This is a genomic window from Sphingobium sp. TomTYG46, from assembly GCF_055396345.1.
The window spans coordinates 1,645,408-1,669,059 of record NZ_AP027324.1; the positions used below are offsets into that span (position 1 = coordinate 1,645,408).

At 58.7% G+C, this 23,652-nt stretch carries 19 protein-coding genes and 1 pseudogene; 13 read left to right on the plus strand and 7 right to left on the minus strand.

Going from position 1 to position 23,652, the window contains the following annotated elements; genetic code table 11:
• Positions 1 to 31: 31 nt before the first annotated feature.
• Positions 32 to 526, minus strand: coding sequence for a nuclear transport factor 2 family protein (locus tag ACZ5YV_RS08370; RefSeq protein ID WP_464787217.1), 495 nt, complete (start codon positions 524 to 526; stop codon positions 32 to 34).
• 38 nt (positions 527 to 564) lie between these two features.
• Entirely contained in the window at positions 565 to 2,763 is a 2,199-nt protein-coding gene (locus ACZ5YV_RS08375; protein WP_464787218.1) for a TonB-dependent receptor, read from the minus strand.
• A 539-nt stretch (positions 2,764 to 3,302) separates the two neighbouring features.
• Between ACZ5YV_RS08375 and ACZ5YV_RS08380 the strand changes: the two genes are divergently transcribed.
• The 3 genes and pseudogenes from ACZ5YV_RS08380 (at position 3,303) to ACZ5YV_RS08390 (ending at position 8,088) form a co-directional block, all read left to right on the plus strand.
• Positions 3,303 to 5,174: an amidohydrolase gene (locus tag ACZ5YV_RS08380; RefSeq protein WP_464787219.1), complete on the plus strand. Its 1,872-nt coding sequence runs from the start codon at positions 3,303 to 3,305 to the stop codon at positions 5,172 to 5,174.
• Between the two features lie 136 nt (positions 5,175 to 5,310).
• Positions 5,311 to 7,113 (plus strand): AMP-binding protein, encoded by a 1,803-nt coding sequence (locus tag ACZ5YV_RS08385; protein WP_464787220.1) that lies wholly within the window; start codon positions 5,311 to 5,313, stop codon positions 7,111 to 7,113.
• Between the two features lie 8 nt (positions 7,114 to 7,121).
• A pseudogene (locus ACZ5YV_RS08390) lies at positions 7,122 to 8,088 on the plus strand (NAD(P)H-dependent flavin oxidoreductase).
• A 269-nt stretch (positions 8,089 to 8,357) separates the two neighbouring features.
• Here the strand turns inward: ACZ5YV_RS08390 and ACZ5YV_RS08395 are convergent.
• Positions 8,358 to 8,489 carry a hypothetical protein gene (locus tag ACZ5YV_RS08395; protein WP_464787221.1) on the minus strand — a complete coding sequence of 44 codons (132 nt, stop codon included), beginning with the start codon at positions 8,487 to 8,489 and terminating at the stop codon, positions 8,358 to 8,360.
• A gap of 112 nt (positions 8,490 to 8,601) precedes the next feature.
• Here ACZ5YV_RS08395 and ACZ5YV_RS08400 point away from each other — a divergent pair, with 112 nt between their 5' ends.
• Positions 8,602 to 8,904, plus strand: a complete 303-nt coding sequence (locus ACZ5YV_RS08400) for a tyrosine-type recombinase/integrase (RefSeq protein ID WP_464787222.1) — start codon at positions 8,602 to 8,604, stop codon at positions 8,902 to 8,904.
• A gap of 374 nt (positions 8,905 to 9,278) precedes the next feature.
• On the opposite strand, the gene ACZ5YV_RS08405 is transcribed toward ACZ5YV_RS08400, so the two are convergent.
• Entirely contained in the window at positions 9,279 to 10,361 is a 1,083-nt protein-coding gene (locus ACZ5YV_RS08405; protein ID WP_464787223.1) for a cellulase family glycosylhydrolase, read from the minus strand.
• A gap of 225 nt (positions 10,362 to 10,586) precedes the next feature.
• Positions 10,587 to 12,776: a sugar nucleotide-binding protein gene (locus tag ACZ5YV_RS08410; RefSeq protein WP_464787224.1), complete on the minus strand. Its 2,190-nt coding sequence runs from the start codon at positions 12,774 to 12,776 to the stop codon at positions 10,587 to 10,589.
• A gap of 310 nt (positions 12,777 to 13,086) precedes the next feature.
• Between ACZ5YV_RS08410 and glf the strand changes: the two genes are divergently transcribed.
• The 3 genes from glf (at position 13,087) to ACZ5YV_RS08425 (ending at position 17,576) form a co-directional block, all read left to right on the plus strand.
• Positions 13,087 to 15,330: a UDP-galactopyranose mutase gene (glf, locus tag ACZ5YV_RS08415; protein WP_464787225.1), complete on the plus strand. Its 2,244-nt coding sequence runs from the start codon at positions 13,087 to 13,089 to the stop codon at positions 15,328 to 15,330.
• A 216-nt stretch (positions 15,331 to 15,546) separates the two neighbouring features.
• The gene (locus tag ACZ5YV_RS08420) at positions 15,547 to 16,842 is read left to right on the plus strand and encodes a family 1 glycosylhydrolase (protein ID WP_464787226.1); all 1,296 of its coding nucleotides are present in this window, start codon (positions 15,547 to 15,549) and stop codon (positions 16,840 to 16,842) included.
• On the plus strand, positions 16,839 to 17,576 hold the full coding sequence (locus ACZ5YV_RS08425; RefSeq protein ID WP_464787227.1) for an SDR family NAD(P)-dependent oxidoreductase: 738 nt from the start codon (positions 16,839 to 16,841) through the stop codon (positions 17,574 to 17,576). Before ACZ5YV_RS08420 ends, ACZ5YV_RS08425 begins: the two co-directional genes overlap by 4 nt.
• Positions 17,577 to 17,699: 123 nt before the next feature.
• Here the strand turns inward: ACZ5YV_RS08425 and ACZ5YV_RS08430 are convergent, their stop codons facing one another.
• Positions 17,700 to 18,251 carry a hemerythrin domain-containing protein gene (locus ACZ5YV_RS08430; RefSeq protein WP_464787228.1) on the minus strand — a complete coding sequence of 184 codons (552 nt, stop codon included), beginning with the start codon at positions 18,249 to 18,251 and terminating at the stop codon, positions 17,700 to 17,702.
• 187 nt (positions 18,252 to 18,438) lie between these two features.
• On the opposite strand from ACZ5YV_RS08430, the gene ACZ5YV_RS08435 reads away from it, so the two are divergent.
• The 5 genes from ACZ5YV_RS08435 to ACZ5YV_RS08455 all read left to right on the plus strand — a co-directional run bounded on the left by ACZ5YV_RS08435 (position 18,439) and on the right by ACZ5YV_RS08455 (position 22,646).
• On the plus strand, positions 18,439 to 19,026 hold the full coding sequence (locus ACZ5YV_RS08435) for an SRPBCC family protein (RefSeq protein WP_464789179.1): 588 nt from the start codon (positions 18,439 to 18,441) through the stop codon (positions 19,024 to 19,026).
• Positions 19,026 to 20,249, plus strand: coding sequence for a zinc-dependent alcohol dehydrogenase (locus ACZ5YV_RS08440; protein ID WP_464787229.1), 1,224 nt, complete (start codon positions 19,026 to 19,028; stop codon positions 20,247 to 20,249). Before ACZ5YV_RS08435 ends, ACZ5YV_RS08440 begins: the two co-directional genes overlap by 1 nt.
• Positions 20,250 to 20,296: 47 nt before the next feature.
• Positions 20,297 to 20,500 carry a hypothetical protein gene (locus ACZ5YV_RS08445; RefSeq protein ID WP_464787230.1) on the plus strand — a complete coding sequence of 68 codons (204 nt, stop codon included), beginning with the start codon at positions 20,297 to 20,299 and terminating at the stop codon, positions 20,498 to 20,500.
• A 113-nt stretch (positions 20,501 to 20,613) separates the two neighbouring features.
• Complete coding sequence (locus ACZ5YV_RS08450) at positions 20,614 to 20,868, plus strand: hypothetical protein (protein WP_464787231.1); 255 nt, start codon at positions 20,614 to 20,616, stop codon at positions 20,866 to 20,868.
• The gene (locus ACZ5YV_RS08455; RefSeq protein WP_464787232.1) at positions 20,835 to 22,646 is read left to right on the plus strand and encodes a glycoside hydrolase family 65 protein; all 1,812 of its coding nucleotides are present in this window, start codon (positions 20,835 to 20,837) and stop codon (positions 22,644 to 22,646) included. Before ACZ5YV_RS08450 ends, ACZ5YV_RS08455 begins: the two co-directional genes overlap by 34 nt.
• A gap of 12 nt (positions 22,647 to 22,658) precedes the next feature.
• Here the strand turns inward: ACZ5YV_RS08455 and ACZ5YV_RS08460 are convergent, their stop codons facing one another.
• A complete protein-coding gene (locus ACZ5YV_RS08460) occupies positions 22,659 to 22,961 on the minus strand; it encodes a hypothetical protein (RefSeq protein WP_464787233.1) in 303 nt (100 codons plus the stop codon).
• A gap of 66 nt (positions 22,962 to 23,027) precedes the next feature.
• Here ACZ5YV_RS08460 and ACZ5YV_RS08465 point away from each other — a divergent pair, with 66 nt between their 5' ends.
• The gene (locus tag ACZ5YV_RS08465; RefSeq protein WP_464787234.1) at positions 23,028 to 23,255 is read left to right on the plus strand and encodes a hypothetical protein; all 228 of its coding nucleotides are present in this window, start codon (positions 23,028 to 23,030) and stop codon (positions 23,253 to 23,255) included.
• The last annotated feature ends 397 nt before the right edge of the window (positions 23,256 to 23,652 follow it).

Consider the following 23,652-nt stretch of genomic DNA (forward strand, 5'->3'; position numbering starts at 1 on the left):
GTAAAAATTGACTTCTTGTTGACAGCGTCAGTCACGGTTTGGCGGGCCGGACGGGGCGTGGTTCATGATCGCTCCAGGCCCTGATCTTGCCGTCAACCACCACGAAAACCCCTGTCACATGGAACGGGATCTGCTCTCCCGTTGTCAGCAAGGACGTGTCTTCACGATCATTTACGACGACATTGCCGCTCTCATAGGCGCTATGGACGCTGATCCGGTAGCGCTGGCCGTGAGCGAACAGCCCGCGCAGCTTCTGGGTGACAGCGGGTTTGCCGCGCCCGGGATCGTCAAATTCACCGAAACTCACGACCGCGTCATCTGCGAACAGATCGGCCAGGCTATCAACATTGGGGTGGGGCGATGCCACACCCGCCAGCAATGCGTCCACAACCGTTCGAGCGGGCACAACCGGCGTATCGGCCTTTGCAGGCAGAGTTCCCGCGAGGGCGATCAAACCCGCCAATCCTGCCAGGCTCGGCGATGAGAATGCGAAGATGAGCCTGCCCCGAATTGGCTTCGCCTTCATTCGGCGCCGAAAAAGTCGACAGACATGTACCCGGAAGGTCATTGTTTGAATATCGCTTGCAAAATGAAGGCACGGGGCCGCCAGGACGTGCCAGAAAATACGGGCCAGCCCTGACTGGGACGGGTACGAGTGAGAAGCTCGCTGGAATTGAGCAGATTGTCGATATAGAAGGAAAGACTGAAGCGCCCGACTGTCGTGCCTATGCGGGCCGTCACATAGTCCCGCGCGGGAGGCTTCGTCAAAGCGGGGTCATAAGATGTCGTTGCGGGATCCAACTGAGCGGTAAGACCAGCGAAAGTATCGATATGCTGGTAATCGACGCGCGCGAAGCTCTTGTTGCCCAACGCCTCGAAATTATACTGTCCCCCGACGGCCAATGTCCACTCGGGAGCGCCCAGAGATTGCCCGCGGCTGACGATCAGCGCTGGCCCGCTCGGTGGTGCGATCGCCTTCGTCAGGCGTGCATCGGTGTAGGCCGCCGCCAAATTGACGTCGAAATCATTGCCGATCGTGGTTTGAAGTTGTAGGTCAAAACCCTTGCTGCGCGCTTCGCCCAGATTGTCAATGTAGCGGAAACCGCAGACCGGTAGCGATATAGCCTGCTGAATGCCTGTCCATTTCACATAGTAAACACTGGTGGAAACGCTGACATCGCCCAATTTGTTCTTTGATCCAACTTCGTAATTCCATGTTACGTCCCCATCATAGGATGAGGGCGCCTGGTTCAATCCCAATTGCGCCAGATCGGATGCGCATGGCGTCACCGGGATCGGCGCATTGGCGCCACCGATGCGAAAGCCCTTGGAGGCGGTGGCGTACACCATGTTGTCAGGATCGATCTGGAAAGCAAGGCTGGCGCGGGGAGTGAAGGGCTTTTCGGACTGTTGGCCGGTCGATCCGGTCGGACCACCATTAAGGGGGCCGCCTTGGTCATTCTGGAACTTGATCTTCACCTTCGCATAGCGCGCGCCGAGCGTGAGTTTCAATCTGTCCACAAATTCCCAGGTCGCCTCGCCAAATATGGCGAGCTGGGTATCCTTGACGCTATTGGTTCCGAAATAGTTCAGGTCTCCTACAAGGGATGAACCGTAATAATCCTCGTAGCTGATGCCATATAACGCCTGGATGAGACGCTCACCCATGGGATCGACAATTTCTTCATAATTTTTATATCGGTTATTGCTGTAAAAGCCCCCAACTACCCAGTTCAAGCGTGAATCAGTGGCTGACTGAACGCGAACTTCCTGAACGAAATTATTCTGACTGTTGTTGATGTGGGCTTCGGAAAAATAGTCGCCTATCGGAAGCCTGATCCCCATCGGCGTGCCCAGCGAGCCAAAGTCATTGAGCGTCGGAAGGCCCACCGAGTCATAGAAGCGCGCCAGATAGTCGGTTCCGCTATAGCCGGTGCGCTGTCGGCGTCTGAACCAGGAAGTATTGGAAAGAACAGTGACTGCGCCAAGGTTCAGCTCTGCCTTGATGGTCGGCAGATACCAGCTGTCGCGGTTGGGCACGACGGTCGCGTCGGTAGTTCGAAAATCGCCCCCGCTGATATCGGATGCCGCGATATTGAAATAATTCTCTCGCTCCTTCGTATATTGATATTGAAGCGAAGGCGTGATTTCCAGATCGCCGAAAGCAAAACGAACGGCGCCGCGCAAGGACACTGTCTTGCGGGAATTGGCGTCTTTCTCATCGACTTGGTATGTTCGCCAATCGAGTTGGTCGATCCAGCCGCCATCGCGCCGCGCGAAGGCGCTGACGCGTACAGCGACCTTGTCCTCAACGACCGGTATATTGAGCGCGACGCCTGTCTCTGCGTCGAAATCACCTTTCGTAATGGCGCCGATTTCGCTGCGGGCGTAAATCTTCGTCGAAGACAGGGAGGGTTGGGGCGTGATGTACCGTACGACGCCGCCCTGTGCGCCAGCGCCGAACAAGGTTCCTTGCGGACCACGCAGCACTTCGATGCGATCCAGATCAAAGACCGTTGGCAAGGCATTTTGCGAGAGGATACCAATATTCAGAAGCTGAAACGGCGTGTCATCAATGTAGACACCTGTCGTTGGAGCACCCGCGGACGAACTGATCCCCCGCACCGCTACGGTGCGCGTATCGACATCTATGGTGACGCCGGGTAGTTGGCGCTGGAGATCGTTGAAAGTCTTGATACCCTGCTGATCAAGCTTGGCCTGACCATAAGCGCTGATGCTGATCGGAACTTTGGAGGCGCGCATTTCCTGCCGCGTCGCTGTGACGACAATATCATTGCCGCTGTCGTTTATACGAGCATCAGACGGCGACGTTGACTGCTCGGCAGGTTGACTATCACCTTGGAGTGGGGCGCTCTGAACCGATGCAGAAGCCAAACCTAAACCCGCTACTGCCACACTTGTGAACAAGCGCAGACGATGTCTTGTAAGCTTCATCTGAATCCCCTCTGCAAGTCGAAGTCTCGCTGAGAGGTCATTCCTCTTCAGGACACTTGTTCCGCCCTAGACGATACGATCCACGGTCTGCGTGCAACAGATTTTTGTACGCTTTTCTCCGGTTAGGGCATGCAGATATGCAGCGAAGCGTCATTTCTTCGCTGATATTTTTTTCCTTTAAATACAAAATGGTTTTACCAAAAAGATCGCGACATGCCGGGCGAAGCATCTGCAACTTACGACAGGACCAGTGATATTCCGACACCACCTGGGTAGCCGTTTACACCATCATATGGCGAGGCCGAGGGATAGAAGAAAAATTGCATCTTGCGATCAAAAGGCGCCGGATGACAGAAGCTATTGCCCGCGAGAGAAATGAGCTCGAAATCTTATGTCGTGCCATTTTTTCCGGCCGGATATCGTACTATTCAGAAAGGCCAGCGAAAACCATTTTGGTGTCGAAACGGGCGATGAATATAAAAGGACAGGGAACGGGCATGAAAAACCGCAATTGGGTAGGGTTAAGTGGATCGGCCTTGGTGTGGTTACTGTCCACATCGCCTGTTTTTGCAGAACAAACCTACGCCGATCTTATCGTTACCAACGGCAAGATCGTTACAGTTGATCCAAAGGACAGTATCGTTAGCAGCGTCGCCGTCGTGGGCAACCGGATCGTCGCCGTCAGCGACGACGTCCAGGCGTGGCGTGGCCCTGCGACCAAGGTGGTCGATCTGCGGGGGAGAACTATGCTGCCCGGCTTCATCGATGCGCATTCGCATGTCGAAGGCATGGCCAATGTCGAGGCCAACTTCATCAATATCCAGGCGCCACCACTGAAGGATGGCAAGGCGATCATCGCCAAGCTCAAGGAAGCGCAGGCCAAACTGCCGCCGGGCGCATGGCTGGTCGGCCAGGGAACCTATATGCAGGTCATGCCCTCGCGAGCGGAACTCGATGCGGCTTTTCCGGATAATCCCGTACGCCTCGACTGGAGCGCGCACGACAAGCTCATCAATCACAAAGCTGCGGTTGCGATGGGGATGGACAAGAACTGGCCGGAGCCCCCGGCGAGTTCGGGCGGCCGCTATGAACGCAATGCGCAGGGTGAAGTGGTGATCGTGCGGGATGCTCCGGCCCCGTGGCCCAAAAACCATGAGTTCACCTATCCCGAGATGAAGGAAGGCGTGCGAAAGATATTGGAGGATTTCTACCTTAAAAAAGGCGTCACCACTGTCTCCGACATGTCTCCCCCGAAAACCTATCTCGCTTATCAGGAATTGCGCAAGGAAGGCCGGTTGCCGACCCGCGTGCGTGTGAACTATGTACTCCGAAATCCGAATGCCACGACTTCCCCTCTAGAAGGGGCAATTACCGCAGACCAGCTCTTGTCGACCGGTATCACGACCGGGATGGGGGACGACTGGATCCGTGTCGGAGCGATCAAGCTATTCATGGATGGTGCTTGGGGAACGACCGTGGCGCTCTATCGGCCGCAATGGAAAGGTGCTGGTACGACCTGGGTGCCCAACAATTACGGCACACCCATGATGGATCAGAGCCAACTCAATGACATCGTTCTAAAGGTCCGGCAGGCTGGCTGGCAGATTCAAATCCATGCGAATGGCGATCGCGCGCAGGATATGACGCTTACGGCCTACGAAAACGCCAACCGATTGTTTCCCAAAGCCGACGCGAGGGACCGGATCGAGCATTTTGGTCACTATCTAACGATCGACCCTCAACGCACGCAGGAACGATTGGCGCGTTTGCAGCGCGACCATGTCATCCCCTCCCCCCAAGTCGCCTTCCTGTGGCGATTGACGGACATCGGCATGAAAGAACCGAACGTCAAATTTTTCGCGATGAAAACGCTGATTGATCTCGGCCTGCATCCTCCTGGCGGAGTCGATACCGTGGGCACGCAGAATTTTGCGACATATCCGCTATTTTCCATCGAGCGAGCCGTTCATCGCGACACGAAGTACGGAAAGATCGTGCAGCCGGAGGAAGCGATCAGCGTGATGGACGGCATCCGTATGTTTACGATCTGGTCGGCCGAAGCGAATTCCATGGAAAAACAGCTCGGTTCGATCGAAACGGGCAAACTCGCTGATTTCGTCGTGCTTGCGCAGGACCCGCTGACGATCAACGTCGACAAACTCAGCGACATTCCTGTCGATATGACAATCCTGGATGGCAAAGTCGTTTATCAGCGCTGAATGGCCATTTTTAAGTAACTTCCGGCTCACATCGACAGACGACTGGGTAAGCAGATGTCAATCTGCGCGCAACCACAATTCCTGATCGGCATCGAATGGAATTTGAAGCGGAAACGGGCAGCCAAAGGAGATGAGTATGACCGCCAAGGACCGGCTTAAGCGGGAGGCGCTGACCCGTGAACGGATGGCAACCGTGCGGGATCCCATAAATATGCTGCGGATCGGCGCTGATCGTTCGCCTTCCCATGATGCCATGGTTTATTTCAGAAACGCTGAAGATCCTTCACCGGTTCGCTATGATTATGCCACACTTGCCGAACAGGCGGCCCGGCTGGGCGCGGCCTTGCAGTGGGCGCGGATCGGACCCGATCATGTGGTGGCCATTATCGCCCCATCGATCCCCGAATGCATGATCGCTATCATCGCGGCGTCCTCCGTGGCCGTCGCTTTCCCGGTAAATCTCCTCCTTGGCCCCGAAGCAATGGCGAGCCAATTTGCCTTGGCTAATGTGCGTGCCGTCATCGCCTTTGGGGCGAATGAGTATTCTACGCTGGATGAAACCGTGGCGAATGCCATCGCCCTGACGGGAGGGGTGGAACTGGTCGTCGAAATCGACGGCGGTGCGGGCCGCTCCGGCGCATTGCAGCGCTGTGCGGCGCAATATGCCTGGTGGCCGGATCTTTTAGGATCGGCGGACCCGGCCGCCGTCAGGATCATTCATGGAGATCGTTCCGCGGCATTGTTTCATACCGGAGGGACCACAGGCGCTCCTAAACTGGCTGATTTGAGCCTTGATGGTCTGATGGCGTCCATCCATGCGAGCGCAGCCGGAATCGGCTGGCGCTCGGACGACCGCGTGTTGCAACTGCTTCCCTTTTTTCATGTGGGCGGCGGTGTGGTCGTGGGAATGGCGCTATTCTCCACCGGATCGACATTATTAAATTGCGGCCTTGCCGGAGCGCGCGATCGTCAAACCGTCAACGCGATCTGGGAAATTTCCGCCCAGGAAAAAGTCACCGTCATCGCTCTGGTGCCCCCGACCTGGTCGCAAGTCGCCGAACTCGGCAAGCCTGCCCTTTGGCCCGAACTGCGCGCCGTTATGACGGGAGCGACCTCCATCGGCCCCTCATTGGCGCGCCGCATCACGGAACTGACCGGCATTCCGCTTTCCCAAGTCCTCGGCATGACCGAATTGTCAGGTGCGGGGGGCAACCAACCTCTCGACGGAATCGAATATCAGCCAGCAATCGGAACGCCCGCCCCCCTGGTCGAAACCCAGTTGGTCCCGATCGTGCCCGGCGGCCCTGACGAACTGTATGTTCGGGGACCCATGCTGTTCCGGGGCTATCGGACGGTGGAAGGTTTGATCGAGCATCCGAAAGAGAAATGGCATGCGACCGGCGACTTGGCCGAGATGACGTCAGATGGCCAGATCCGGCTGATTGGCCGCAGCAAGGACGTCATCATCCGCAGCGGCCACAATATCGACCCGCAGACGATCGAGGAAACAATATGTCACCATCCGGCCGTTGCCATGGCGGCGGCGGTGGGGATGCCGGATGCTTATGCGGGGCAGGTTCCCGTGCTCTTCGTCACCCGAAAGCCCGGCGCTTTGGTCGAAGAAGAAGAACTGATTTCCTTTGTAACGCAGCATATCGAGGAGCCGCCCGCCAGGCCGAAACGGATATTGTTTGTTAACAGCTTGCCACTGACCGCCGTCGGCAAGATTGCCCGCTTTCAGCTGCGTCAACAGGCCGTGACCATACGCGCCGTTGAAGAGTTGGCGTGCATGTCCAAAGTATTGGCCATTTCATGTACCGACATAGGGGCAAGAAACGTAACGGTGATCTGGTCCGCCGATCCCGATGACAAGGAAAAACGCGAAGCGGAAAATTTGCTGGCGCCCCTTGAATTGAACGCGGATCATAAAATCATATAGGCCAGCAGATGATAAGGACCAGTAACAGTTTGTTTTCGTCCATGCGCCTTCCCATTATTGGCGCGCCGATGTTCATCATATCCAATCCCGCTCTTGTCATCGCGCAATGCAAAGCGGGCATTATCGGATCGTTCCCTGCTCTCAACGCCCGGCCGCAGGCCTTACTGGACGAATGGCTGCATCAAATTACCGAAGAACTCGCAGTGTGGGACAGGGACAATCCCGACCGTCCATCCGCGCCGTTCGCCGTCAATCAAATCGTGCACCGATCGAACGACAGACTTGGCGCAGACATGGATATGTGCGCCAAGTGGAAGGTGCCGCTCATCATTACTTCTCTCGGCTCACGCGAAGATGTGAATGTGGAGGTGAAAGGATGGGGCGGGATTACCTTGCATGATGTGGTCGATGATCGCTTTGCACGCAAAGCCGTCGAAAATGGCGCGGACGGATTGATTGCGGTCGCGGCGGGAGCGGGCGGTCATGCTGGCCGACTTTCCCCCTTCGCGCTCATTCAGGAAATTCGCCAGTGGTTCGACGGGCCGCTTGCACTTTCGGGCGCCATGGCGACGGGCCAAAGGGATACTTGCGGCTCAAGCCATGGGCGCCGATTTCGCTTATATCGGCTCGGCCTTTATCGCCACGCCTGAGGCAAATGCCGTCCAAAGCTATAAGGATGCGGTCATCGAAGGGTGTGCCCAAGACATCGTCTATTCAAACTATTTCACGGGTGTGCACGGCAATTATTTGAAAAGTTCGATCATTGCCGCCGGATTTGATCCAGAAGATCTGCCGGTCGGAGACCGTACGGCGATGAATTTCGGGGGCGACGCCGCAGCCAAGGCATGGAGAGACATTTGGGGCGCTGGACAGGGCATCGGCGCAATTTCAAACGTCGAGCCTGTATCGCAAGTTATCGCGCGATGGCAGGCAGAATATAATACCGGCCTCTCGCGCCTGAAAAAACTGAAATAACCTTGATTTGGTCTTGAAAGCCTTTCGTGGTCGCTGGCCACAGCATCCATTCTCTTCCTTCTGTTTTTCCTGGCAGTCTCGCGGTCCATTTTGCGCACTCATCATTTATTGTTCGAGGGCCGCTTGCGGGCTGAACAAATTTCAGCGGATCGGGAGAGCGCGCGGGCCGCTGCGGATGTCCGGGTTAGCGCTAGCTAGCTAAAGCAGCAGTTCGATCAGGTAATTGCCCGCCTTTGCGCGGCGTGAAATTGCCGCCCGGCCTTAGCCGCCTATGCCATTCTGCTGCCGTTCCGACTTGCTTTTCCCACTGCGGGGGAAACTATTCTCCGGTTTGTCCATGCGGGCGCCGCGATCCCAGTGGGTTCCGGCGATTCCCGTTGCTGAAAGAAGATTGAAAGCACGACCAGCGTTGCTCTGGAGAGAAACTCGGTCTGCCAACTCTGGAGGGAGGGATCGATCCGGCTTAATCACAGCAAGAATGCGATCATCAAGTCGATGCCGATGCATCCTCGCATGTTCGATGAACTCCGCCCGATCTGGGAAAAGAACGAAGGCGGCCGACAAATGGCCATGTCTTCCTCAACCGGTTTGGCAAGCCTTATTCGGACACACGCAAGGCGAAGATCCCCGGCGGCAACCCGATCAAGAACCAGCACGCGGGCGCCTGCACGCGCGCGGCGATCGAGGATTTCCACCGTCCATGACCGGCGGCATCACTGGGCATCCCACTACATGATGGCGGGCATCGATTTCATCACCATCATGAACATGGGCGGCTGGAGTCGCTATGGATGGTTCAGCGATATTCCAGTGTGAGCGTGGATCGCATGCGGGAATCCATTAACAAGTTGAGCTGAAAGGTGCCGCCACACCGAAAGGAGCTGAGCCCTCGTGCAATCATGCTCGCAAAGGAATAGCGGCATGAGAAGGTGCTCGTCGAGGGCTCGCCTCCCCGACCGCACCAATTTCGGCGGAATTAGGAAGCATCGACACGCATATTGTTCCGGCGCAAGGTTAGCAGCTCGGGCGCTCACAAAGCAGCGCCAGTGGCATCGAGGCTCCAGTCAATCGAGCAAAAGCTCATTTGGGATGCCGCAGGCCTCTACCGTGCGTAAAAAGGCGTGACGTCGTATCAGACCAATGTAAGTCGGCCGCCGGTTCTGCCTTCACATGAGAGCGGGATTTGCAGATCACACAGCGACGCTATCGACTTGGCTGATGAGACGCAAGAAGGCCACTTCATCTTCATCGTGGGGCGTTCCATCCGGATCGAAAATGTCGTGAAACCACCGGTCCTTGAGGCCTTCAAGATTGGGATTCTCCCACTTGTCCCATGGCAAGTGCGTCTGCGTTTTGCCCCGGACCAGGCCCCAGCAAAAGGTGCCGACTTCATGCTCCTTGGCCACGGGCAGGATCGTTTGAAACGTGCTGCCTGCGGGTCGCGCCATATATTCAGTGCATAGCAGAGGTCTTCCCATCGCCTTCAACCATTTCACACGCTGTGCAAAATCGTCGGCAATGCCGTAATTATGGAAGGAGATGACATCCGAACTCCCCGTTTGGGCGCGCTGGATGGGACTGAGCAGATCGGGCGCGGACCAGTCGCCAAGCCAGATGCCGCTGGTGAGCGGTTGGGTAGGTTTCATCTCGCGCGACCACGCGAATGCGGCCAACAGCAAGGGCACCACCAGATCGGCCTTCGCCTTGAGCGCTACCGGATCGCACAGGGCGACTTCCGGGCCATTGTCCGGCTCATTCCAGATATCCCAGGCAATAACGCGGGGGTCATGAGCAAAGCGGCCGACAACGCCCCGGACATAGTCTTCGAGCCGGTGATGTTCGTCTATATTCCGGAGCGCGGTGATTCCGGGCGACTGGACCCAACCGCTGTTGTGCACGCCTTCGCGCGGATGGGGTTGAGGCCCAAGCTCGGGTTCAGGGTGCCAGCAGGAATCGAAAAGCACCAGCATTGCGCGAATCCCGTGCCGAGCCGCGACAGCGAGAAAGGCGTCGATCCGCTCGAGGAAATTCTGAGGATCCTCAAGCCAAAGGAGATCGTGTAGATAGACGCGAACCGCGTTCATGCCCACCGAAGCGGCGAGGGCCAATTCCCGATCGATCATGGACAGATCGAAAGTACTCGCTTGCCACATCTCCAGCTGATTAATCGCATTGGACGGAGTGAAATTACACCCGACCAACCAAGGTTGAGCCTTGAACCACGCATGCGCCGCTTCCGGCGACCAACGTTCTACCATATCCGACCCGCTCACCGATACTCGCCCTTTCCCCGACCTGCCGCGGCCCCTTAAGGATGAGATTAATATAGAGCAAGCCACTTAACATGATGTGACCGGCGTATACATTAGGAACCGTCAATGATCCCAATATTCATTACGGAATCGTTCTCTTTCGACTTCGCAACAATTACGGAAATCTGCGGACTATATCTGCTGTTCTGAAAGGAAATAAGATGGGATCTGTATAACCGATTACGATCATGAAATAACGCAATCCAATTGCCGTTGGTGGTGCAACGCGAAATGATCCAGAGCAGACTCCAGCGCAGGCAAGTCTGCGCCACGGCGGCTCGCCAACGCGACATTTCTCGGCCGCTCGGCCTGCCAGCGGAAGGAGGCGTGGGGAATGCCGTGCACAAGGTCGAAATCATATCCACAACTGCTCGCGACACGCCGCGCAAAATCCGCCCAGGAAAGGGGTTCCCCGTTGGTGAGATGCCAGCAGCCGCTTTCCCCATCGATCAGCAGGTCAAGTACCGTCGACACCAAATGCGGCACGTAAGTGGGGGTAATGAGCAGGTCGTCCGCTGCCTGAAACACCTCGCCGCGCGCAAGCGACCTCACGACTGCCGCGGCGAAATTGAAGCTGTCGTCCGGGGAGAAGAAGGCCGCCGTGCGGATCACCAGATGCTGGCCCGACAAATCTGCAAGTCCCGCCTCCATCTGCGCCTTGCTATGGCCGTAGCTATTACGCGGGGATGGATCATCGGTTTCCACATAGGGTGATCCCTTGCCGCCATCGAACACCAGATCGCTGGAGAAGGAAACGGACGGCAGCCCCCGGCGCTCGCACGCCTGTGCCAGGGCAATCGCGCCATGGGCATTCGCGATCAGACAGTTATCCGGCTGGCCCTCGGCTTCATCGACCCGGACCCAGCCGGCGGCGTTAACCACCGCCCACGGGCCGACCCGATCGATGGCCGCATCGATGCTGACGCGATCGGCAAGGTCGAGGTCGCTACGCGACGTGAGCACAAAGGGAATATTGCGCAGCGTGCAGGCGCGCGCCATTGCCTGCCCCAGCGTGCCCGTGGCGCCACATATCATCAGCGGTCGAGCCGGGAAGCGCAGGCGTGCCCCTGCCAAATGCTCGGCCATGGGCGCAGGACGCGCGACCGTGGGGTGCGCCATCCTGACCGGGCGTTGCCACCATCCGGCACCAGCCGCCAGAGGCGGACGCACGCCATGGCCCGCCAACGCCTTCAACAGAGACGCAAGTGCGGTCGGCCTCGGATGGCCGCTGCTAACATCCCATGCGCCCGGTTCGTAAAAGCCCGGCCGTGTCAGCAACGTATTCCACCCCTTGCTTCCCAGGAGCGACCAAATCGTCACGGCTTCTACACGAACGCCCTCCCCGTCCAGGCGCAACGCCGTGTCCCACGCCTGTGCCACCCATCGCAGCTGCTCCTCTCGGGTGGAACCATTATGCACCTCCGTGAGCGCGAGCGGCACGCCGTACCGCTCCCACGCCTCGCGCATCGCCCCTTCCATACCCTGTGATGAGGGCGCGAGCACCCGAACCGCCTCGACATCGGCGTAAACCTGCTGTTCGCTCCCGCCATGATTATGCCGTGGATAACGATGCAGCCTGTGATCGAGGAAGCGGTCGCTCGTCAGATAATGGTTGATGCCGATCACATCGGGCGGACAGGGGTCATCCGCCATCGCCAGCAACCGACGTTCAAAACCAAAGGCGCACAGCCGGTCCCAAAATGGATGGTCGCGCGTCATCCGGCCGCATAGAAGGTCCCATCCGGCCCAACGGCGCAGATTGTCGAACCCTGCCTGGGTTCGCAGCGAGGCGGTGGCATAGGTCCGGCCCAGATCGTCGGTCTGGATCAACCGAGCGGCTGGGTTGACGCGCCGAACAGCCCGCATCGAAAGGCGGGTCGCATCGATCTGGTTCAGCAGGGCCAGCCAGAATGCCTGTTCGGAACGCTGGTGTGGGTACCAGTGGCCGTAAAGCGCTGAAAAACGCGCCGTGGTCAGCGGTTCGTTGACGGGGGTCCAATCGGTGATCCAGGGGTAGCGTTCTGCGGCACCCTGGGCGTGGCGGGCGAGTCCATTAGCAAAACCTTCGTCCAGTAGGTTGGTGTAGCGTGGGCCGCTGCCATGGTGGATAAGTCCGGCAATGACCGCAATGTCCAGTTGGCGCAGGCGCCCAAGCCGCTCGTCCGTCCAGCGCCAGTCGCATTGTTCAGGGCTGTCGGGGCTAACCCTCTCCCATAAAACGGGATAGCGGATCGCACGGATACCCGACTGCGCAATCTTGTCGAGGTCCTCGATCCGGTCGTGGTGCCCGCTGGCGCAGATTTGATCGCCATAGCGGTCTTGCACACGGTTCACCGTACACTCCAGACCGCCCCAAAGCTGCGGGCGCGTTGGCATCCTGTATCCTTTCTCGCTTGTCAGAAGCTCAACGTTGCTCAAGCGGATTATTTCGCAAGCACAATCCTATGCAAGTCCGATTCATGTAATTGCGACATGACGCCAACCTGTATCAGCTGATGCACCGGAACAAGTCCCAGCAACAGGCAGTTTGCAAACTGTTCATTCCCGAGAAAGGTTTCCGCACATGGTCCCGGTCCGTTCGTCCGACATCTCGCAACCTGGATCAAACTCCAACGCCGTCGCCCATACTCTCATCTGCTTTAGTCATCTTCGCTGGAACTTTGTGTTTCAAAGACCCCAGCATTTGATGAGCCGCTTCGCTAAACAGAGCCGGGTCATCTTTTGGGAAGAGCCATGTTTTTCGGCAGAGATTAAAGCAGCCGACCTGCGGTTCGAGACATGCGCCTTCACAGGTGTCAGTGTGGTGACGCCGCAGTTGCCCGAGAGCGCGCGCGGGCAAGATTGCGAGATGCTCAAACGGTTGCTCGACCTCTATCTGGCGGGCGAGAGCGGTCCCTATATCCGTTGGTACTATACGCCCATGATGCTGCCCTTTTCGGAGCATGTTGCGGCGGATTGCATCGTCTATGACTGCATGGACGAGCTTGCCAATTTCAGGGGCGCCCCGCCCGAACTGCTGCCGCTCGAGCAACGGCTTCTATCGTGCGCCGATCTGGTCTTCACTGGCGGATATAGCCTCTACGAGGCGAAGAAAGACAAGCACGCCCATGTCGTCCCTTTTCCCTCAAGCGTTGACGTCCACCATTTCGCCGCGGCACGTTCTGCTGCGAAGACCAAAGGAAATCCGGCCAGCCGCCCCTGCCTTGGCTTTTACGGCGTTGTTGACGAGCGGATGGATCTCGACCTGCTCGCCCGGCTGGCCGACGCGCGGCCCGGCTGGGACGTGGAGATCATCGGCCCGGTCGTAAAGATCAGCAGCGACGATCTGCCCAGACGACCCAATCTCCATTTTCTTGGCGGGCGGCCCTACGAAGACCTGCCCGCCTGCATCGCCGGATGGGATGTGGCGCTAATGCCTTTCGCCATCAATGATGCGACACGATTCATCAGCCCCACCAAGACCCCCGAATATCTGGCGGCCGGGAAGCCCGTCGTTTCGACCCCTATTACCGACGTCGTGCGACATTATGGCGATATGGAAGCCGTGTGGATCGCGGACGGCGCGGAAGCCTTCGTCACTGCCTGCGAAGAAGCGCTGGCGCTGCCCCGTCCAGGCGGCAACTGGCTGTCGCAGGCGGACCAGTTGCTGGCAGGCATGTCCTGGGACAAGAGCTTCCAGCAAATGAGTACCCTGATTAGCGATGCAGTTTCACACAGCGTCCATGCCCATCCGATCGTATCGCCAACTAGCTGGAACAACGACCGGCCCCAGCATTATGACGTGATGGTGGTCGGCGCGGGCTTCGCTGGCGCGGTCATGGCCGAACGGCTGGCGGCCGATGGCGGCAAGAAAGTGCTGGTGGTCGATCGACGCCACCATGTCGGGGGCAACGCCTATGATGAACTCGACGAAGCGGGGGTGCTGATCCACCGTTACGGCCCGCATATCTTCCACACCAATTCGGCGGAGATTTTCACCTACCTCTCGCGCTTTACCAAATGGCGGCCTTATGAGCATCGGGTGCTTGCGGCGGTCGATGATATGCTGGTGCCAATGCCGATAAACCGGACGACGCTCAACTTGCTCTACGGGTTGAGCCTTCAAACCGAAGAGGACGCCGCGGCCTTCCTCGCCGCGCAGGCCGAGCCGGTGGCAGTCGTGCGCACATCGGAAGACGTCGTGGTCTCCGCCGTGGGTCGAGAATTGTATGAAAAATTCTTCCAGGGCTATACGCGCAAGCAATGGGGTCTCGACCCATCCGAACTCGACAAGGCTGTAACATCACGGGTGCCAACGCGCACCAACGTCGATGATCGCTACTTTACAGACAAATTCCAGGCGATGCCGTTGGAAGGCTATACGCGCATGTTTGAGCGGATGCTCGATCATCCCAACATCGACGTGCTGCTGGGGGTCGACTATTGCGAGGCTGGCGATGCCTATCCGCACGATCACCTGGTGTTCACCGGCCCGATCGACGAATATTTCGGTTATCGCTTCGGCAAATTGCCTTATCGGTCGCTGCGGTTCCAGCATGAACAGCACAGCGTGGAACAGTTCCAGCCGGTCGCCGTGGTCAACTATCCCTCACCCGATGTGCCCTATACGCGCATTACCGAATATAAGCATCTGACCGGCCAACAGGTGGATTTCACCAGCATCACCTATGAATTTCCGACAGCAGAGGGCGATCCCTATTACCCAATCCCAAGGCCTGAAAACCAAGCACTGTTCAAGCGTTATGAAGCGCTCTCCATGGTCCAGACGAACGTGACCTTCGTGGGGCGGCTGGCGACCTATCGCTATTATAATATGGATCAGGTGGTCGGCCAGGCCTTAGCAACGTACCGGCGCATGTCGCAGCGCAAGGCTCGCGCCTCCGTGGCTCCGCCGAACGTGGTGACCCACGCTTCTTCGGGAGTCGCATAAAGCGACCCTGCCGTCATCGTGATCATCGGGGCCTTTGCCCCTACAGCGAACGGGCACAGCAACTTCGGCGCCTGCGCCAAGTGATTATAGGCACTTAAAAAACTCGGCGCCCGCCGACACCACAGGGGAGAGCGCCGATCAGTCACGGATCCCAAGGCGTCGGCCCGGCGTTGTCGCATCACATGTTCGAGCGGGAGAAGGCTGATCGCCACTTTCATGTTCGCCACGGGCGTCGAGAACAGCGTGCCTACGATCGACAACGGCAGGACTCGGGTCGATGAAATGGAAAGCTGCGGTCATTATGCCCGCTGGCGAGAGGATTTCGCACTCATTCAAGAGATGGGCATCTCCTATCTGCGTTATGGCTCGCCCGTCCACAAGACCTGGACAGGCCCCGGACATTATGACTGGGAATTTGCGGACCAGAGCTTTTCGGAACTGAAGCGCCTCAATCTCGTCCCCATCGTCGATCTTTGTCATTTTGGAGTCCCTGACTGGATCGGAAATTTCCAAAACCCTGACTTCCCCGAGCAGTTCGGCATCTATGCCCGCGCCTTTGCGGAGCGCTTCCCTTGGGTACAACTATATACGCCGGTCAACGAGATGTTCATCTGCGCCACCTTCTCGGCGCGTTATGGCTGGTGGAACGAGCAGCTGGCCAGTGATCAGGCATTCGTCAATGCACTGAAAAATATTGTTCGCGCCAACGTTCTGGCCATGCGTCGAATATTGGAAGTGCGGCCCGACGCCATCTTCATCCAAAGTGAATCTTCGGAATATTATCATGCCGAAGCTCCGGGTGCGATCCGGGGTGCCGAGCTGATGAATTCGCAGCGCTTTCTCTCGCTGGACCTCAACTATGGGCGTCGCGTCGATTCCGAGATGTACGAATATCTCATGGATAACGGGATGACGCGCGATGAATATCACTTCTTCCTCGACAATCGCCTGAAACAGCACTGCATCATGGGGAATGACTATTACATCACCAACGAACATCGCGTCGCGCTGGATGGAACGACCCGGCCTTCTGGTGAAATTTTTGGCTACAGCGAGATCACCCGCCAATACCATCAGCGTTACCGCTTGCCGGTGATGCACACGGAAACCAACCTGTCACAAGGTCCGCTGGGGACCGAAGCGGTCGACTGGCTCTGGAAGCAATGGGCCAACGTCCTCCGGGTGCGAAATGATGGCGTACCTATCGTCGGCTTCACCTGGTATTCCTTGACGGATCAGGTCGATTGGGACAGCGCGCTGCGCATCAGGAACGGGAACGTCAATCCGCTCGGCCTCTATGATCTCGATCGCAAGATCCGGCCGGTGGGCGAAGCCTATAAGCGCCTGATCCAGCAATGGCGCGACGTCCTTCCGACCCAAAGCTTGTGTCTTACGGTGCCGGTCGTGTTGCCGAGCGACGTCAACCGTGGCTTCGCCACGGAGCAGCGAGAGCGGGCAAAGCGGATGATCAAGGCACCCGCGACAGGCCCGGCTGTGCAGGAGGAAGCATGATGAAGCAGCGCTTCGAGGATAAGGTGGCGATCGTCACAGGCGCGGCGGGCGGGATCGGCGCTGCGATCGCCGCAAAACTGTATGCCGAGGGGGCGGCTGTCCTCATTGCCGATCTCAAGCAAGACCAGGCCCAGGCGACTGCGGCCAGCCTTGGAGCCAAGGCGATGGGCTTCGGCTGCGACGTCGGATCGGAGGAACAGGTGGAAGCCTGCGTAAAGGCGGCGATCGACCATTTCGGCAGGGTGGACATCATCGTCAACAATGCCGGCCTCATGTCATTCAAGACACTTGCCCAGTGGTCAGGCGATGATTGGCTGGACATATTGCGGGTGGATCTGTTGGGCGCCGCATTCTTTACGAAGCGGGGATTCCTCTCCTTCGGCGACAAAGGGGGTGTAATCGTTAACATCGCCAGCGTCCATGCTATGGAGACCAGTGCGAACGTAGCACCCTATGCCGCGGCTAAGGCGGGCATACTCTCGCTGACCCGCAGCACCGCTATTGAGGGACGCGACGTAAAGATCCGAGCGAACGCTGTACTACCCGGTGCGATAGATACGCCGATGCTCTGGAATAATCCCAATGTGCAATCGGGTGCCGAGACGATCGTCAACCGTGACGTGGGAACCCCCGAAGATATCGCTGCGGCCGTGGCATTTCTCGCTAGCGATGACGCGGCATTCATCACCGGGGCTACACTTGCGGTGGATGGTGGGCGGCTGGCCCGCCTTTGATGGCTCCATCAAGTTTGATCCCCGGCGTGGTTGGCCTTCAGCAGCGCTCGAAGATGCCCTCGTTTATCCGAAATACCGATCCGACTAGGGTTTCCGGACCACCCCTCAGCTGCTTATCCATCGTCAGGCCAGTTTTAGACCTTCCTGATTCATCCGCCGCGTAAGGCGGCCGGTTGCGCCGTCGTCGAGTGCCTGACGCAGGCGAGGGAAAAGTTCCTGTTCTTCCTGTTTCATGTGCCCTTCGATGTCGGCGCGGAACTTTGCCAGCTTCTCCTGAAAGGCCGGATTAGCGTCCAGCAGGTCCGACAGCTCATAAAGATACTGCTTCACATACCCATGCTCGCCGTTGAGGGCGTCGGCTTCCGCCTTCATCCCATGTTCGCGCATCGCGGGGTAAATGGCGTTCTCCTCCTCAAGCGCGTGCTTCCCTAAAGCATGTTTGAGCTGCATCAGCATTAGTCGGCGTTTGCCGCTGGCGGCATCGTCAGTTGCGGCGAGGCCATCGAACAAAGCGAGCGCTGCCTTATGCTCCGCTGCAAGCGCCTTGTCCCAGTCGCCAGCAAGCATGGTCGGCGCCTGAACCATCAACTTGCGCCCGGCAAGACCAAGGACGGCAAGGCCCGCGCCGAGCAGCAGGCTTTGAGATCGTGAGGGGTAATGGGCGTGAAGCGCCATGGGCTTTCTCCCTTTGACTGATGGCCGGTCAACGATGGCTTGCCACACATGTTCCGCAGTCCGGCGCACGAGCGCCAGAAGCGCTAACCTATATTATCTGGGGCTGTTTTTGCACGGGTCACTCGTGAAAAGAGGGAACGTGGGCAACGGCTGCGGGTTGCGCCATGATCACTTCAGGAGGCTCAGCATGGCCGACAACAAGGCGTCGTTCCCGAGCGACGATGCACCGCTTACCACGAGCAAGGAAGATCGCGGCGAACAGGCGCGCGAGGAACTGATCGATCCCCAAGGCTATGCGTTGGTCGGCAAGACGGTAACCATCAATCGCCCGAGGGCCGAGCTCTATGCCTTCTGGCGGGACTTCGGCAACCTGCCACGTTTTATGGAGAATGTGGTGTCGGTTGAGCCGGTGGCGGAAGGGCGCACCCACTGGACGGTGAAGGCACCCGCCGGGAAAACGGTTGAATGGATTTCTGCCATCACCGAGGACAGGCCCGACGAGACGATCGCCTGGACTTCAGAGGAAGGGGCGGACGTTCCCAATAGCGGCCAGGTAGATTTCCGCGATGCGCCGGGCGGTCGGGGGACGCGGGTGAGCGTGACGATCCTTTATGATCCCCCGGCCGGGATCATCGGCAAGGCGATCGCCAAAATGTTTCAACGAGAACCGGCGATTCAGGCGCGGCGGGATTTGCGGCGCTTCAAGCAACTCATGGAGACGGGCGAAATCGCGACGTCGGCCTGGACGCGCCGGCAACAGGAGGAGGAAGTCTGATGCGGGCGCTGACATGGCACGGCAAGCATGATGTTCGGGTTGATACGGTGGATGACCCGGAGATCATTAATCCACGTGATGCGATCATCCGGATAACTTCCACGGCGATTTGCGGGTCTGACCTCCATCTTTATGACGGATATATCCCGACGATGAAGTCGGGCGATATATTGGGCCATGAATTCATGGGCGAGGTGGTCGAGACAGGACTGAAATCGACGCTACAAAAGGGACAGCGGGTTGTCGTTCCTTTCACCATTGCATGCGGTGGATGCTTCCATTGCAGCAAGCATCAATATTCCGCATGCGACAATGGACTGCCCGCCGACAATCAGGACATCGCTCAGGCCATCTACGGCCAGCCCATGTCAGGGCTGTTTGGCTATAGCCACATGACCGGCGGCTATGCGGGAGGTCAGGCAGAATATGTCCGCGTGCCATTCTCCGACGTCGGCCCGATCGTTATTCCGGATGGGGTAGAAGACGATAAGGTTCTGTTTCTCTCTGATATCCTTCCCACCGGATGGATGGCTGCTGAGAATGCCGGGATCGAACCGGGAGACACCGTCGCGGTCTGGGGTTGCGGGCCGGTCGGGTTGTTCGCAGTCCAGTCGGCTTTCCTGATGGGAGCGGAGCGGGTCATTGCCATCGACCATTTTCCGCGAAGATTGGAACTCGCGGCACGTTTTGGTGCCCAGACGATCAATTATGAGCAGACCAAAACGTACGAGGCGTTGATGGAAATGACCGGTGGCATCGGGCCGGACGCCTGCATCGACGCAGTGGGGTTGGAGGCGCACGGCTTCTTTGCCGACAATGTGTGGGACCAGATCAAGGTATCGACCTTTCTGGGCACAGATCGGACGCACTCCATCCGCCAAGCTATTCTCGCTTGCCGCAAGGGTGGGCGAGTGTCGATGCCCGCCGTTTATGGCGGCTTCGTCGATAAATTTCCTCTGGGCGCCTTCATGGAGAAGGGTCTGACGCTCAAGACCGGGCAGACCCATGTTCAGCATTATATGCCCGCCCTGCTCAATGCGATCATGGAGGGCAAGATCGACACGACTTTCCTCATCAGCCACCGCCTGCCGCTGGAGGAAGCGGCGGAGGGATATCGCATGTTCCACGATCATCAGAATGAAGTCACCAAGGTCGTGCTGAAACCGGGCATGGCGGCAAGCCAGAAAGAGGAGAACCGCCGTGGCAGCCTGCATCCTGGCTGAGCAGCATCGCAAGATGGCTGAGCCCGGCACAGCATAGGAGAATGACGATGAGTGAACGCGAAGGGCAGCATAAGCCGGACAATGCCGAAACGCCGCGCGGCCCGATGAGTGACGCGCTGCCGGGACGGGAGAAGGAAGACCCCCGGACGGGCGGCGGCCAACGGCAGGAGGAGGTCGAGGACCGCCCTAATGTCGGCACGGTTAAGCCGGAGGATTATCCGGAAAAGGATCGACGGGATTCCCGTCCTTGAAAGCCACAGCGAGGTGATCCGTGGAATGGGAACCGCTCAGTCCAGATTCGGTTGATGGATATCGGGGCGACGACCTACCGGCCTATGTGGCTAACGGCCTTGTGGGTCTTCGCGTGCGCGAGATTCCAATGTTGCCCGGTTCCGCCATCGTTAACGGCGTGGTGGGCCTGCACGACGAGGAATCGGTCGAGGCTACCGTCCCAATTCCCTATCCGCTGGCCGCCGACATGGGTATCTGGGAAACTTGGCTGACCGAACAGCCATGGCTAATCAGCGATGCGACACAGCGATATGATTTCGCCGCCGGGGAGCTATTCAGTGGATTTACGTTCATGTGGGCGAAGTTGCGCTCCGCGTGGAAGTACTGACCTTTGCCAGCCGTAGTGATCCTGCGCTGGTGCTGCAGCGCATCGAACTGACGGCGGACACGGCCTGCACGGTTCGGCTGCGCGCGGGGATTGTGACGGCAGGTTCGCGCGGGCGCGCGGAAGAGCGGAAGGTGGGGAAGCAAGCGGCATCGGGCGAAGGCGCGATGCTTTGGGTGCCGGAGGGCGCGTTCAGTTGCTGCGGCATCGCTTTTCATAGCGAATGCCCGGAAGCCAAGGACGAGCCCTGCTTTCGGGAGAAGCACGGCTCGGGATCGCTGACGGCCGAATATTCGATCGAGTTGAAGCGCGGCAGAACGGTACGGCTGGAGCAGATCGCCGCCCTCGTTCCCTCCCTTGTCCATCATCGCCCCATGGACGAGGCCGTCCGGCGCCTTGCTAAGGGCACGGAGCTGGGTTTCGACCACTTGCGAGACCTTAATCGGGAAAGCTGGCGGCAGCTGTGGCAAAGCCGGATAATGGTCGATGGGGCGAGCGCGGATCATCAACGTCTGATCGACGCGGGATTCTTCTATCTGAACAGCTCCGCGCGCACGTCATCGCCCGCTGCGACTTCGATGTTCGGGCTCGCAAGCTGGCCCAATTACAATTATTATTTCGGACATGTGATGTGGGACATTGACGCCTTCTGCGTTCCTCCCCTTTTACTCGTCCAGCCCACGGCGGCGCGCAGCCTGCTCGGCTTTCGCGCTCGGCATATCGACGCCGCGCGCATGTATGCGATGCTCGACAACAAGGATGGACTTCGTTTCCCGTGGGAGGCGGCGCCGCGTTCGGGCGAGGAAGCGACGCCCGGCCCCGGATCGGGCGCGGCGCATGCGGCCCATGTCTCACTGCATGTCGCGCGCGCCTTCGCGCTCCAAGCCGAGGCGGAGCGCGATATGCGTTATCTGCGAGCTACGGGTTGGCCCATATTATCAGGCGTAGCGGACTGGCTGGCGTCCCGCCTGACGCAGACGACACGCGGTTTTGAGCTGTTACGGGCGACAGGACCGGCCGAAGTGCCTGAGCCGCCCGATAATGACAGCTTCACGTTGATGACGGCCTATGACCTGCTACGCCGTACGATCCGCATCGGCCTCTCGATTGGGGCGGAGATACCTTCCATCTGGCGCGACATAGCGGACAATCTCCAGTTGCCGGTTCGCGGTGACGGCGTCATCGCATCGCATGAGGAGTTCCGCATCAGCGAGCCCAAGGGTGCGACCCCTTCTCCACTCGCCGGCCTGTTCCCGATGCACTATCCAGCGACCGCCCGACAAGAGCAGGCGACCTTAGACCTCTTTCTGTCGCACTGGCCGGACTATGTGGGATCGCCGATGCTGCCAGCCCTTTATCCGGTCTGGGCAGCGATGCGGGGGGACCGGACGCTGACGCTGAAACTGTTTGAAGAAGGCTATGCCGCCTATGACAAGGGGCGATTTCACCAGTGTCTGGAATATCGGGAGGATCATGCGGATTCCAAGGTGCCTGCCGGCCCCTTCATGGCGAATATCGGCGGGACGCTGATGACGATGCTGCTGGGCCTGCCGGGAATCGAGATTTCGGATGCCGATCCCTCGGATTGGGGACGGCGGCCTGTGACCCTGCCTTCTGGGTGGAAAGCATTATGGTGGATCGGCTGTGGGTCAGGGGGACGCCGATGCGGATGGAAGCGATGCACGGGGCGGCACGAGCAAGACTTTTTGAGGCATAAGGGCTCTGCCTGCGAAGCGCATCGACGGATACTACCGCTGCGCGCTCAATTGCCCAGGATATAGGTTGGTGGGAAGTCAGCGCACGGAACAGCCGTACGATGCAGCGGGTTTGTATGAGGTGCCATTTCGGCACGAGAGGATCCTCAAATGGCAAATCAGAACCAAGACAATCAGATGGGCAACCAACAAGGCGGCCAGACCCAGAATCCCGGCCAGCAGAACCAGCAGGATTCCGGTCGCACCCAGCAAGGTGGCGGGCAGCAAGGAGGTCAGCAGGAGCGCAATCCTGGTCAACAAAATCAGCAAGACGACCAACGCCGCCAGCAGGGTGGCGCGGATCAGCAGGAACGCCGCGACGATCGTTCGGGTGGTCAGCAACAGTAATCGGCTGATTATTGTACCGAGGGCCGCCCTTATTGGCGGCCCTTTCCAAAGTCCGGACCAGTGATGGAATTCTTGGCGGGCTGCGCCTCAAAACCCGGTGGGGAGGCGGCGCGCCCAGCCATGGTGCAGGAGGTCAGCAATGCCCAGGAACTAGGCGATGTCGTATGCCTGCTCGGCCAAGAGGCGGAAAAGGCCGCGCGCAAGAAGCTGGCCGCAATGCTGAAACGTGATCCTCCCGACACTTCCTCACGCAAGCTGTCGCTCAGCATTTCCTCGGCGACCGGATGAAATTCCATCTGTTGGCACGCTATAATCAGCTTGCCGTGTCCCCGCCACGCTGAAGCTTGGGCAGACCATCCGGGTGCCGGGATCCGGCCAAAGGAGGCGCGCCCGGCACCGTCCCGGCCTCGACCCGAACCCACTCCCGCCCCTGCCCCTCCCCCCAAAGCCCTCGCCCTCCGCCACAACGCCCGCTCCGTCGCCTGTGCCGCATCCTCGCCGCGCTGCCCGGTTGCGCTCCGCTGGCCTTACGGCTCTCAATAAGGGGCAGGTAGGCAATGCGGTTAGGCTGCTCGGTCAAGCCCTCCGCCTAGATCCCGACAATGCGCTAATCGAGCGCGATCTGGACCGGCGCCAGGAAGGCTCCTGCTTGCCGCGTCGGGCCTGCTGGCGCTCGGCACCGGGT

Bases quoted from the DNA above. Each gene is read 5' to 3' on its own strand.
- ACZ5YV_RS08380 (WP_464787219.1), top strand. From the start codon at position 3,303: ATGACAGAAGCTATTGCCCGCGAGAGAAATGAGCTCGAAATCTTATGT.
- ACZ5YV_RS08430 (WP_464787228.1), bottom strand. From the start codon at position 18,251: ATGGCGCTTCACGCCCATTACCCCTCACGATCTCAAAGCCTGCTGCTC.
- ACZ5YV_RS08400 (WP_464787222.1), top strand. From the start codon at position 8,602: ATGTTCGATGAACTCCGCCCGATCTGGGAAAAGAACGAAGGCGGCCGA.
- ACZ5YV_RS08420 (WP_464787226.1), top strand. From the start codon at position 15,547: ATGTTCGCCACGGGCGTCGAGAACAGCGTGCCTACGATCGACAACGGC.
- ACZ5YV_RS08410 (WP_464787224.1), bottom strand. From the start codon at position 12,776: ATGCCAACGCGCCCGCAGCTTTGGGGCGGTCTGGAGTGTACGGTGAAC.
- ACZ5YV_RS08375 (WP_464787218.1), bottom strand. From the start codon at position 2,763: ATGCGCGCCTCCAAAGTTCCGATCAGCATCAGCGCTTATGGTCAGGCC.
- ACZ5YV_RS08435 (WP_464789179.1), top strand. From the start codon at position 18,439: ATGGCCGACAACAAGGCGTCGTTCCCGAGCGACGATGCACCGCTTACC.
- ACZ5YV_RS08445 (WP_464787230.1), top strand. From the start codon at position 20,297: ATGAGTGAACGCGAAGGGCAGCATAAGCCGGACAATGCCGAAACGCCG.
- ACZ5YV_RS08370 (WP_464787217.1), bottom strand. From the start codon at position 526: ATGAAGGCGAAGCCAATTCGGGGCAGGCTCATCTTCGCATTCTCATCG.
- ACZ5YV_RS08440 (WP_464787229.1), top strand. From the start codon at position 19,026: ATGCGGGCGCTGACATGGCACGGCAAGCATGATGTTCGGGTTGATACG.
- glf (WP_464787225.1), top strand. From the start codon at position 13,087: ATGAGCCGCTTCGCTAAACAGAGCCGGGTCATCTTTTGGGAAGAGCCA.
- ACZ5YV_RS08385 (WP_464787220.1), top strand. From the start codon at position 5,311: ATGACCGCCAAGGACCGGCTTAAGCGGGAGGCGCTGACCCGTGAACGG.
- ACZ5YV_RS08425 (WP_464787227.1), top strand. From the start codon at position 16,839: ATGATGAAGCAGCGCTTCGAGGATAAGGTGGCGATCGTCACAGGCGCG.